This is a genomic window from Siccirubricoccus deserti, from assembly GCF_014283215.1.
Lineage (GTDB): Bacteria > Pseudomonadota > Alphaproteobacteria > Acetobacterales > Acetobacteraceae > Siccirubricoccus > Siccirubricoccus deserti.
The window spans coordinates 1-11,058 of sequence record NZ_JACOMF010000081.1; the positions used below are offsets into that span (position 1 = coordinate 1).

11 protein-coding genes are annotated in these 11,058 nt (G+C 65.4%); 5 read left to right on the forward strand and 6 right to left on the reverse strand.

What is annotated here, in order from left to right:
- Positions 1–627 (reverse strand): hypothetical protein (locus H7965_RS26420; protein ID WP_186773536.1); only part of this gene is annotated, 627 nt, incomplete at its 3' end.
- 489 nt (positions 628–1,116) lie between these two features.
- On the opposite strand from H7965_RS26420, the gene H7965_RS26425 reads away from it, so the two are divergent.
- Both H7965_RS26425 and H7965_RS26430 read left to right on the forward strand, forming a co-directional pair.
- Positions 1,117–2,904 carry a transglycosylase domain-containing protein gene (locus H7965_RS26425; RefSeq protein ID WP_186773537.1) on the forward strand — a complete coding sequence of 596 codons (1,788 nt, stop codon included), beginning with the start codon at positions 1,117–1,119 and terminating at the stop codon, positions 2,902–2,904.
- 75 nt (positions 2,905–2,979) lie between these two features.
- Entirely contained in the window at positions 2,980–3,534 is a 555-nt protein-coding gene (locus tag H7965_RS26430) for a hypothetical protein (protein ID WP_186773538.1), read from the forward strand.
- Positions 3,535–3,807: 273 nt separating this feature from the next.
- Here the strand turns inward: H7965_RS26430 and H7965_RS26435 are convergent, their stop codons facing one another.
- The 5 genes from H7965_RS26435 to H7965_RS26455 all read right to left on the reverse strand — a co-directional run bounded on the left by H7965_RS26435 (position 3,808) and on the right by H7965_RS26455 (position 7,123).
- The gene (locus H7965_RS26435) at positions 3,808–4,050 is read right to left on the reverse strand and encodes a hypothetical protein (RefSeq protein ID WP_186773539.1); all 243 of its coding nucleotides are present in this window, start codon (positions 4,048–4,050) and stop codon (positions 3,808–3,810) included.
- Between the two features lie 75 nt (positions 4,051–4,125).
- A complete protein-coding gene (locus H7965_RS26440) occupies positions 4,126–4,560 on the reverse strand; it encodes a nuclear transport factor 2 family protein (RefSeq protein WP_186773540.1) in 435 nt (144 codons plus the stop codon).
- Between the two features lie 470 nt (positions 4,561–5,030).
- Positions 5,031–5,231 carry a hypothetical protein gene (locus tag H7965_RS26445; RefSeq protein WP_186773541.1) on the reverse strand — a complete coding sequence of 67 codons (201 nt, stop codon included), beginning with the start codon at positions 5,229–5,231 and terminating at the stop codon, positions 5,031–5,033.
- A 58-nt stretch (positions 5,232–5,289) separates the two neighbouring features.
- Positions 5,290–6,066 (reverse strand): hypothetical protein, encoded by a 777-nt coding sequence (locus H7965_RS26450; RefSeq protein ID WP_186773542.1) that lies wholly within the window; start codon positions 6,064–6,066, stop codon positions 5,290–5,292.
- Between the two features lie 190 nt (positions 6,067–6,256).
- Positions 6,257–7,123: a hypothetical protein gene (locus tag H7965_RS26455; RefSeq protein ID WP_186773543.1), complete on the reverse strand. Its 867-nt coding sequence runs from the start codon at positions 7,121–7,123 to the stop codon at positions 6,257–6,259.
- A 412-nt stretch (positions 7,124–7,535) separates the two neighbouring features.
- Here H7965_RS26455 and H7965_RS26460 point away from each other — a divergent pair, with 412 nt between their 5' ends.
- The 3 genes from H7965_RS26460 to H7965_RS26475 all read left to right on the forward strand — a co-directional run bounded on the left by H7965_RS26460 (position 7,536) and on the right by H7965_RS26475 (position 10,260).
- The gene (locus tag H7965_RS26460) at positions 7,536–8,306 is read left to right on the forward strand and encodes a DNA-processing protein DprA (RefSeq protein WP_222440830.1); all 771 of its coding nucleotides are present in this window, start codon (positions 7,536–7,538) and stop codon (positions 8,304–8,306) included.
- Between the two features lie 28 nt (positions 8,307–8,334).
- The gene (locus tag H7965_RS26465) at positions 8,335–8,991 is read left to right on the forward strand and encodes a hypothetical protein (RefSeq protein WP_186773544.1); all 657 of its coding nucleotides are present in this window, start codon (positions 8,335–8,337) and stop codon (positions 8,989–8,991) included.
- Between the two features lie 762 nt (positions 8,992–9,753).
- Positions 9,754–10,260, forward strand: a complete 507-nt coding sequence (locus tag H7965_RS26475) for a hypothetical protein (protein ID WP_186773546.1) — start codon at positions 9,754–9,756, stop codon at positions 10,258–10,260.
- The last annotated feature ends 798 nt before the right edge of the window (positions 10,261–11,058 follow it).

Consider the following 11,058-nt stretch of genomic DNA (forward strand, 5'->3'; position numbering starts at 1 on the left):
TTCGTCACTGGTGCGCAGTAGGCGGAAGGGCGGCGGCGGGTTGAAACCCGGATCAGGCGCCTCAATGCGGCTAAGTGCGGCGCGGAGCCGCCGGGTTATGGCCGGCAGTCCGGCCCCAGGAGGCAGCCGAAGGTCGCCATCACGCAATGCACCGCGAGCGCGGAGAAATGCGACAAGACTGTCGATCCCCTCCACCAGATAGGTGTTTTCCGGAAGTGCGCTGCGGATAGCGCCCAGGGCCGGGTCCATTCGCGACAGGGCTTCGAAATGCGCGACGCGGATATCGTCAAGCGCGCCATCGAGCAGCCTGTCAGCGAAGGGGCCGCTACACACAGCGGCGAGCTTTTCGTAGAAGCGCCGTTCACGGACACGGTCCCCAGCCCGGTCCAGCGCCCGGTAAAGCCGCGCCGGACATGCCGGTAGGGCAGCATTCAGCAGTTCGCGCGGATCGGTATCATTGATGATCGTGGCCACTTCTGCGTCCGGCCCTGCGGCATCGGGGGCGAGATGGAGGAAGGCCGCGATTGCATGCACAGCCTCTCGCGGGGCGACGATCAATCGAGCAATCAGGAGGGGCCGGGCGCGAATAAGGGCGGCGACGCGCGGCGCCAGATCGCCAAACACCAAGAGGAGCGGGGCACGCTCATTTGGGGATTCGTTTCGATCACCTGCCATGCGCTCGGCATATCGGAATATCCCCGGCGTGTCGCGAGGCAGCGAGAACACGCCTGCTGGAGAATGGGTGTGCGTCCCGCGGCTAGAGCGCGGCGCGGTCCTTAAAGGCCAATCCACGCTCGGACCACGACGTGCTGGACGGCACAGCAGGGCTGCTGATGCTCGGCCGCATTGAACCGCCGGCGCCGCGGAGTTGACGAGCCGCCGGGACGGCGAAGGCGGCTGTGCCCTGTGGGACTTCGTCCCACGCCACGGTCCGCCCGGTGGACCATTGAGAGCCACGCTCGAGCTTCGGCTATGGCGCAGCATCTCATGGCCAGCTTGGCGCCCCATCTCTCGTGGTCGTGCAGGTGCACCTATACCGGTGACCTTGCGGTATGCACTCGCTGCTCACTACCATCGTTCGAGCATCTTTCGACGCGCATTGCAGGGGTTTCGCGGATGACCGCGGCAGGCGTCCCGCTTAACCGACGGCGCCTCCTCGCGTTCATGGGCCTTACTGCGGCCGCCACTGCCGTGCCGACGCCGGCCGAGGCGCTGGAACTCGCCGACGCCCAGAAACTCGTCGTGGACAACAGGGAGCCGGGCGTCCGAATCATTGGTGCCCGCGGCGAGTTCGTCGGCGCCCGCGGAGCCTACTACGCACCGCCAGTACCATACCGACAACTACCTACACACCTCATCAACGCGCTCGTCGCCAGCGAGGACAGACGCTTCTACCAGCATTTTGGCATCGATCCGCGGGGCGTCGCGCGAGCCTTGCTCTCGACCATCGTCGGTCGGGCGCAGGGCGGCAGTACGCTGACCCAGCAGACCCTCAAGGAGGTCTACTTCAAGAGGCAGAGTGTGCTGCTGCGCAAGGCTTTCGCCGAACCGGTCCTCGCCCCAATCCTCGAACTCAACATGAGCAAGGAGGACATCCTCTACGTCTACCTCAATCGTGTGTTCTTCGGCGGGTCAGCGTATGGGATCGAGGCGGCATCGCGCGTTTACTTTGCCAAATCCACGCGCGATCTCAGCCTGCTCGAATCCGCCGCGCTGATCTCGCTGCTGCCCGCACCAAACCGCTACAACCCTCATCGCAACCTCGATCTGGCGCAGGAGCGCGCGCATCGTGTGATCGGGCAAATGGTGGAGCAGGGATACCTGACCCGAACCGAAGGGGACGTGGGGAAGCGGCAAAGGCTCGTCGTCGCGCCGACGAGGGCCGCCTGGGGCGGCTTTCATCCCGGCGGTACCCAGGTCGGGTGGTTCGGCCGGCGGACGGAAACAGAGGCGGACCTGATGTCGCTGGTCCGCTCCGGTACTCGCACGGTTCTCACCACACTCGACCACCGGATTCAAAAGGCGGCCGAGAAACACTTGGCCAGCGCACTGGAACGGTATGGCGGACCGCGGCGCATCGAGGAGGGCGCGCTTGTGGTGATGCGCCCTGACGGTGCGGTGGTTGCAATGGTGGGTGGGCGGGATTACCGGTCGAAAGAATGGAACCATGTGACGCAGGCCCGGCGGCAGCCCGGCTCGGTGGCAAAGCTATTCGTCTACCTCGCGGCACTCGAACGCGGCATGACTCCAGAGCAGACGGTGAGCGACGACCGCTTGATGGTTGGCGGACGACCAGTGCGGAACTTCGATGACCGCTACCTCGGCGAGGTCACGCTGGAAGCCGCCCTCGCCCGATCGTCCAACACCGCAGCCGTGCGGCTGGCCTCCGGTGATCTGGGCGCCGTGAGGGACATCGCGCGGAGGTTGGGCATCACGGCTGACCTCTCCTCGGCAGAGGCAGGTGATCTCGCCCTCGGCACCTATGAGGTGACGCTTCTCGAACTCACCGCCGCATACGCGGCCCTGGTCACCCGAGGAGTGCCTGTCGTGCCGTACTGTGTCCGGGAGGTGCGCGGCAATGATGGAGACCACCTCTATGCCAGGGTTGAGCACGCTCGGGGGGCGGTCATCCGCCCGCAGCATGCGCTTGCGATGCGGCGTATGCTGGCGCGGGTGGTCAGGGATGGGACGGGGCGCTTAGCCAATCCGGGGCGGTGGGCTGCCGGCAAGACCGGCACCACCAGCGGTAACCGAGATGCATGGTTCATCGGCTTTACCGAGCGCTACGTCGCCGGGGTCTGGCTCGGCAACACCTCCGCCGCCACGCCGATGACCGGCGTCACCGGCGGAGGACTGCCCGCCCAGATATGGCGGGCGGTGATGGTGGATGCGACCAAGGGGTAGTCGCGGGCCGGGCGCGGCGTTGGCGTTGCTGGTCGGCGGTGTCACGGCGATCTTCGGCCCGGCTATGATGGCGACATGCCGATCGATCCACCCCCGCTCCGCGTCAATCGTGCCCCCGTGCTCACCCTATTGGCCGCCGTGGTGGCCGAGCGCCTGGGCCATTCCGAGGAGACAGCGTTGACACTCGGCCGCGCGGTGGCGGGCGCCAGCGCCAGGGTCAAGGCCCGGCGCCTCGGCATCGCGGACGAGCGGTCCGGCGACGGCGGCGGCGCGCACCGCGCGGCGTCGCAGGGTCACGACAGGAAGGCTGCGCTTCCACACACCGTGCGGCTGCTCGGGCGCGAGATGCCGGTCGCGGCGGCGAAGGGTGGGACGGTGGTGCCACTCAACGGGGACGAGCCCGGCTCGCCCACCGCCATCCGGAACTACCTCGCGCGGGCCTTCGGCGAGCGTCTAGGCGAGGTGCGCGGGGCGATGGAGAGGCTGGCCGCCTTGCTGGCGCCAGACGAACTGGAGCGGGTCGGCTTCCGGCTCTACGAGCGGTTCCGTCCGGAGGTGCCGGAGGGCGTCGAGGGCTGGGGCGCCAAGGCGGAACTGCGCATCAGGCGGATCAGGGGCGCCGAGGGCTGAGCAGGGCCACCGTGGTCACCGCCGATGCCACGGCGGCTTATTTCGGGCGGGGCAGTGCCTCGGGCGGGCACGGGGTGAGGGCGGGCGGCGCGCTTCCTTCTTTCGCTCGACCTGCCTGTCCTTCTCGATGACGGTGCCGGGCGAGCGGAGCAAGCGCGGCCACGTGGCCGACCAGTTCGTCGGTGATGTCGTGCACATGCAGGAGGAGGTGATGCGGCAAGGTCGCCTAGTGGACGAAATCTAACACTTGGTGCCCTGGCAGTGCCGGTCGGACTATCGCCTTCGCACCCTCTCGAAAGCCTCGCGGTCGCGGGCGCGCTGGGCGCGCTGGTCCTCCGCCTCGCGCTGCGCTGCCTGTTGCATCATGCAGTTCGAGTAGGCATCCGTCCGTCGCCGGAAGCCGAAGCCGTCGCAAGCTCGCTGGTCTGCCTCCCGATCCATCTGGTCCAAGGCGGCGATAAGACCGCATCCTCCGAGCAAGACGACCAGGGAACTGACAGCGAGAAAGTTCTTCATCCCGGCCTCCGCGAGGAACCACGCCGGAAGCGTATGACCTTCTATTCCCGGGTACCAAGCGTTAGGTTTTGACCACTAGGCGTCGCCGGGCCGTCGGCCACGCTCGACGGCCTGCGCCAACGCCGCGAAGATCGGCAGGTCGGACATGATCAGGCTCTCGGCCACCAGCCCGTCCCGGAGCCGGAAGCGGTCCGTCCCGATCCCCTCGAAGCGCCGCCCGTCCGGGCTGGTGCCGCGGACGATCCATCGAATGAATACGAACTCGCCGTTGGCGGCGTGCTCCCCGAGTTCCAGGCGCAGGTCGGGGACCAGCGTCAGGAGGTCCACAATGCGCTGGGCGTACTCGGCATGTCCCTGCACCCGTCCGGAAATCCGCGGCCAGACCGCAGTCACGTCGGGGGTGACGACGGTTGGGACTCGCCTAAGCGCCACCTCGGGGCTCGGGTTGCCCCAGAACCCGACCCAGCCATCGACCGACCAGCCCCGCTGCGTTTGTGCTTCGACGGACATGATGCCCTCCTCGGTTTCTGCCTGCTTCGGCGGACCTGATCTTCGGCCGCCGACCAGCTTCGGGTCGATTACCTTGGAGGTCATGGCGCGAACGGCGGACCGGACCTGCTTCGGCTCGGCCGCAGCGGCCGCTCCCGCGCAGCGGCGTCCCCGCTAGGCTGACCACGATGGCACGCGCATCCAAAAGCACCGCGGCAGCACTGATCCTGCTTTCCGCCCTCGCGGCGCTGGCGGCCTGCGCCGCGCCCGAGCCCTCCACGGCCAGCACCTCCGGCCGACTGCCGGACCTCGGGTGGCCGTCGCCGCGCATGCGAGCGCCCTCGGCCGAGCGCCCTGCGTGGCTGCCGTCCCCGGCCACTGAGGTGCCGCGCCTCTCAGCGCCGAGCGACGGGTTCCGGGTCTGGGGGCGGCACCGGAGGTGCCGCTGCGGCGGCGTGGAGGCGTCGAGCCGCGCCTACTATCCCGGGGCGTCACCTGAGAGGATCGTGCAGGCGCGTCGCCGCAAAGGCTGTAGTGCTGGCTGCAAGCGCCCGCGCGCGGACGAGCGGGAAGGTCTTGCCTTGTACCTGATACCGCCATCGCATCGGGCTGATGCCGAGGCGGATGACAGTGAGCAGGTCGTCCTCCGGGTCATCGCCGGTCCTGCTACCCTGCACGAGAAGGCCACGCATCGGCAGCGATGCGCAGTCTCGGGAGGTCGCGGCGGTGTAATCGCATGGGATGCAACGGTCAGTCAGGGACCGCCGCACGGCCCGCCAGCCCGGCCCGCTCACGAAGGATGTCCTCGTAGGGGACACCTATCAGGACGACCGCCATCCCCACCATCATCCGTCTGGTGATCTCCATCAGCATGGTCGGTGCGCCGCGCGGGAAAAGACTTGAGGCGTTCCGCAACCTGGAAATGGTCGAACGCAGGCTGCTCCCCGTCGCCGTCATCAAATCGGTCATGGCCGCGGCGTAGAGCGTCCGCCACTCCTCGCCGTAAGCGTTGGCCGGGAGGCCCCATTCCGGCCGCCCTTCCAGCGTAGTGACGTGCCATTGATAGTACTCCGCGAAGCCAGCGGCAGTGAACAGCGCATTGTACGCCTCCTGCCCATGGGGTGAGAGTGCGTGCGCCAGCATCGCCCTGGCGTGCGCCTCAACTTCCGTCCGCCAGACTTCCGCCAAATCAGCGGCGCGGCCGTTCACCGCTGCACGCTTCGCCACCCAATCGCGGAGTTCCGCAAAGGTGTCGTTGCCGCCCCGACGCTCCGACGCGAGGTGGGCGCGCCGAACATCCGCCGCCAGCGCCCGCCATTCCGCGCGCCCTGCCACCGCGCGCAGCGCCGAGAACCTGTCGCCACCACCGTGCGTGCTCAAGGTGAGCCGTGGAGCCGCAAACTCCAAACCACGCACCACGCACTCCCGATAGCTAGCGACGAACAGCGCCAACGCCTGCGCGCGCGCGCCTTGACCCTCGCCATCTCCACTTGCTGCGGCGTGATCGTCGCCACCCGCAACTCGCATCGCTCGGATTCCTCGGACGGGGATTCGCGGTAGTGGGCGAGATAGTGTGTCTCGCGGCCGCCTGGGCGCCGGAGCACCCGTTTGTGGACGGCCTCGTGGCAGCATGGGCAGGTGATCTGGAACCGCCCGCAGTCGCCGTAGCCGACAAGCTCGGCTTCCACGAGCCCGAGGAACAACGAGGAGCCGTACCTCATGGCTTGGCCCCACAGCCGCCGCGGCGGCGTCCGGTGCCCCGGGGCGCTAAGGTCGCCGGGACGACGGCCGTTGCGGGGAATGGGACCGAAAGCTCGTCGTGCGCGCCGTGACGAAGGACGCGTGCTGCGGCGTCCCAAACGTGGCCTGCCGGGATCGCCGAGGCGGCCATGCCGCACCCGCCGCGACGCCGCTCCATCACCCAGAGATCGCCCTGACGGAGCACCCGTAACCCGGCCTCGCGGGTGCGCCGCACCACCGCCGGTTCGAGCCATATGAGCGCCGCGTCCGCGTCGCGCAGGGTCGAGGGCACCCGCACACCCCACAATCCCGCATCGTCGCGCCCGGCGAGGACCGATAGGGCGGCGCGGCGGAACTCGCGGCCGGGGTACTCGGCCCACCCGGAGGCGGTCAGGAGCGCGACGTGGCGGCCGCCAGGGGTGCCGGCTTCGGACGTCATCCGGAGGGGTTCGAGGCCCCTCTTGATAAGGTTAAGGGAAGTCGGCAGGCTGCGGCGCCGCGCCTCGGCGAGGTAGAGGCGACAATGATGGCCGCGCAGTCGCTCGGCAAGCGGCCGGGCCGCGGCGATCGGTACCCGCGTCACCAGTACGATCTCGGCAAGCCGCCTGGGCAGGTCCGCGGCGCCCTTCGGCAATACCCGGCGGCCGAGTGATGTCAGCAGGGCGGTGCGGACCACCCTCTTCGCGGCCGCGGCCGAATAGGCTGCCGGGGAGGGGCGGTCCTGAAGGAGCGGGTCGTACACCGTCATCGTCCGCCGGGCGAGATGGTAAACGGCGCGGAAGTCCTGAATTGTTACTTGTGCAGCACTGACTGGGCGCGCGACGACGGGAGTCGTTTTGGGCATGGATTCGCCTCTCCGGCGCGGTGCAACGGCCGCGCCTTCCGAGCCGGACGCCCCCGGGGCCACATGACGCGGCCGGTCAGGTCGTCAGACTATAAGGAGGCAAGAGTCCATGTGGGACTGGTAGCGCGGGCGGAGCCCGGCGGCAAGACCGGTTCCTCTGGGTGCGAGGCGCGGTCGAGGAGGGAGAAGTTGGAGCGCTCGCCGGGTGATGCGAAGGCGGCCGTGGTGCGGGCAACGCTTCGGTGGTCGGGGCGCCTTGCCCCGGCGGACTATCCCCCAGAAGCCTGCCCGAATGGGACAGGGCCATAGCTTCATGCGTGGATTAGGGTAATCGTCGTCCTCAGTGTTCGGTGCAACTTGCGATTCAGTTTGTTGTTAGGGCAGGATGAAAAAGACGAATCGGGAGCGGCCGATGGAAATGGAGGTCGGTACCATGGCGCCCGGCAAAGGCCGTGGACGGCCACGATCCGCGCCGCGCCGGTACACTGCGCCGGACGGTGCTATTGAAACGACAGTTGGTCACCTGCTCGCGTTGTCGGGCCGCTTCGACACCGACCGGGCCAGAATGACGCTCGATCTTTTCAAGGGGGATGGCGGACCTGACGGTAGCCGCCTGTACTGCGCCGGAGACCTTGAACTGCTGCGCCAACGCTGTGTGGCGATTGTCGGGACGCGGCAGATTTCAGACGACGGGCGCGCGCGAGCCGCGAAGCTCGCCAGACTGGTCGTTGGAGCCGGGGCAGTGGTTGTTTCAGGGCTGGCCTTCGGTGTCGATACGGTTGCTCACTCGACGGCGTTGGCAGCGGATGGCCGCACTATCGCGGTGGTCGGAACGCCGCTCGACCGCTGCAACCCAATGCAGAATGCACCCCTGCAAGAGGAAATATATAGAGAGCACTTGCTAATTTCGCAATTTGCTTGGGGTTCTGAGGTCTATCCCTCTAACTTTCCAAAACGAAATAGGCTTATGGCGGCTCTGTGCGATGTAACAGTCATCGTCGAAGCTTCGGATACGTCGGGCACTCTACATCAGGCTGCCGAGTGTGTGAGACTTAAACGACATTTGTTTATTCTGCGGTCGGTCGTTGAAGACGCTCGGCTCTTATGGCCTCATAAGTTTCTGGGTCATCCCACTGTACATGTACTTGAACAGCCCGGAGACTTGCTCAGTGTACTCCGCTGAAAGCGAGCCAACGTTACCGATACATGCGTTGGCGCAGTACCTCGTGTACGATGCTTCGAAGCCCAAGTGGCGAAACTCCGATCACTGCGCGACCAAGGTGATCAAGGCGATAAAGGGGCTTCCTTTCAACGGTAGCGCCGAAATGAAAATATTCGGGCAGCCTTACGTGCTCACAGCGACGAATGCACATGAAATGATTCCTGTTTGGGCGAAGTGGGCAGTCTCAAAAATTAGCGACCTTCCGAAGCCGATTCGGCTTGTGCCTGTTCCGAACTCAGGTGCGATTGTATCCGAGCCAGCCGAGTCGTTCCGTACGTTGGAGATGGCGTATGCGGTAGCTGCCGCAGCCACGGCTGCCGGGATTCAGGCTTCGGCTCACGCCCGCCTCCGTTGGGCTGAGCAGATGGTCAAAGCCTCTAAAGGTGGCGGGCCAAGGAACCCGCACACCCTTCTCGACAAGCTACGCTTCTGTGACCCTCCTTTGCCGGAGGGCACTGTCGTCTTGATCGACGATGTGATCACGCTGGGTGGACACATGATGGCCTGCGTCGAGGCCCTTGCCGGTGAGGGACGGCGCCCAGCAAGAGGCGTGGTCGCCGGACGTACCGTTCACGACGCGCTCGACCATCCATTCGCGGTTCCGGTGCTGAACCTTGGGTCGATGGGATCGTGGTATGGCTTTTAGGAAAACCCCACACGGCCAGACAGCGCTGCACATGGACACCTCTAAAAACCTCCTCCTGCAGCCTCTTCGCAAGTCTCAAGTCGTTGACTTTGCTTGAGCAAGAATTTGCGCCCGAGAGGGTTTTAGAGGTGTCCGGCTGTAGGCGACCAGGGTCGGCGAGGATGATCCGCCGAAATTTGGGGAACCGTTGGAGGGTCGATCGGAATCGGTCCGGTCTTTTGGAGACGGGCGCGCCCGGTCAACCTGCGCCGCCGCCCGGCCTATCTGAGCAATGGCCGCCACGAGACCGTCGCGCGCCAACCCGGGCCACTCCTGCACCTCGCTGATCGTCCCAACGCCCGCGCCAATTTCATGCCCAACGCTCCCCGCAATGGTTCGCCTCCTACTGGTTGGTGCACGGCACTCCCCCGCGGAGTACGCCTTCGGCGAGGGCCAGGAGGGCAACGTCGCGTGCGTCCTGGCGGAGAGCCATCTGTCGATTCACACGTGGCCGCACCGACCGGCCGCCACCGCGGCGGCTCGGGCCGTGTAGTCAATCCAGTCCGAGCGCCGGTCATCGTTCCGGTGCATGGGTGTGGTTGGGCGGGCTATCCAGTGAGGAGCCCGCGCCGGAGGAGTGCGCGTGGTCGTGCGTATTGCAGGCGCCGGATCGTCAGCGCCACGAGGTGACGCTGATTGCCGCGCCGCGCTGAATATACTATTGCATAGTCGTATTGATGGGCACTAGGTAGCCTCTGGTTGATGCGTGATGGGCAAGCTCTGATGAAAAATTTGTTCGATATCCGGCGGTCACAAAAATTCCATAGTAATAGCCCTGACCAATTCATAGTCATAAGGGACGGTTTTGTATTCCTGAGACTCATCGGCGAGGAACCTCACTACAAAATCATGACCGCAACGGCGGGCGAGGACACCGGAGAGATTCGACCACACAAAAACCGAAAACGGGTCGTCGAGACTGCGCTACGAACATCCGTAAGGATGATGCCGCCTGGGAACACGAAAACCTACTATCCGCATCCCACATCGGACCGCCAGGGGCGCGAATACATAGAAATCTGCAGTTTTGAGTACATATCCGATGCGTATCGTATTGCAGAGGAATTCTTTGATATTTTCGATGAGTGTGCCGAAACCGACGCGCCGCCATCGGATGAAATGCAGAAGATATATTCCGAACTCTCTATCGACGCATCTGGCGATGATATCTATTTGAGCGACGGGGTATGGCTCAGTAGTGACGGCACGTTGAAGGATTTGGGCAGGTAACTCGCGCAAATCCGTTCCATGCCCTCATCCGAAGATCATCGTCGGGCTCGGTGTACCATCCGCCGTCGTGTACCCGCTGCTGCCGCGGGTCACTCCATCATTCACGAATGGCGCGCACGACCGAGATGCTGGGTGGCATCTTATCATAAGCCAACGGCTGTTTGGCGAAGCAGTTCTCGTACAGCGTCAGCGTCGCCACGCCGCCGCGGTCTTGCAAATGCCCGACAATTGCATCGGGTCCATGTTGTTGTAGACGATCAGCACCGATGGCACCCCCGCACGAGCGCCGTACTGGACTTGCTTGGGCGAGATGCCGCACCGCCCCCAAGGCCGCCACCAATACGCGGATGGTCGGACGCAGGCCCAGGACATGAGGTGAGGAGATGCCTCATCACCTGACAATTCTGCCGACCTGCCGATCGAACCGGGTTACTGAGCGCACCAAAGCTGCTTAACTTTGAGGCTAATTTTTCAGCTTTTGCACAACCTCACAGGAACCCGTTTGGCCTATCGCACTAAATCCGCGCCAGGGAGCAACGCGCCCAAATCGAAGGGGCGAGGACGTTCCCCAACGGCTACGCAGACGCCCGATATCAAGGTGCGCGCCGACTCATGGCTGTCATTCGGAGCCGACCCGGCCGCGCTGGCCCGCGCAGGCATCAAGGCTCTAGCCCGGATCATTCACGTGGGCTGACGGGCATGGTGCAAGCCGCTGACCGGCAATAGATTTCGGCTGCGACACTCGAAACCAGCCGTTTGCGGAGACCATGCCCGCCAAGGTTGAACCTACGCCGCCCC